Genomic DNA, 537 nt, shown 5'->3' with positions numbered 1-537 from the left:
CTGGTTCTGCTGTCACTTCAACTGGTGTCTTAGTTCCTGCTTTACCTGTTAGGTCTGTATCTACAACTGGTGTGCTTGGTTTAGCTGGTGTTGCTGGATCCTTAGCAGTTGTTGCTGGAACTGGATCACTTGCTTCTGGTGTTTGACCATCCTTGGTTGCTACAACTGTCACATTACCTTCTGGAATGTCGACTGTTGGTGTGATTGTAGCTTTACCATTCTCATCAGCTGTTGCTTCACCAATCTTGTTGCCGTCTTTATCGTACATTTCAACCTTAGACCCTGGTTCTGCTGTCACTTCAACTGGTGTCTTAGTGCCGGCTTTACCTGTAAGGTCTGTTGTAATTTCTGGTTGAGTTGGTGTTGTTGGAGTTGCTGCTGTAGCTTCTTTTGGTGCGCTTGCTTCTGATGTTTGACCATCTTTTGTAGCTTTAGCTGTCACATTACCTTCTGGAATATCTACAGTTGGTGTGATGATTGCTTTACCATTTGCTCCTGTTGCCGCTTCACCAATCTTGTTACCATCTTTGTCGAACA

At 44.5% G+C, this 537-nt stretch carries 1 protein-coding gene; it reads right to left on the bottom strand.

The annotated features are described in order from the left end of the window. The coding region (locus HMPREF2987_RS11075; protein WP_218969679.1) for a hypothetical protein at nucleotides 1–537 on the bottom strand (537 nt) is incomplete at both ends.

It is taken from the genome of Streptococcus sp. HMSC067H01 (assembly GCF_001814775.1).
GTDB lineage: Bacteria > Bacillota > Bacilli > Lactobacillales > Streptococcaceae > Streptococcus.
The sequence above is the reverse complement of the archived record's forward strand: the minus strand, read 5'-3'. Positions and strand labels throughout refer to the sequence as shown.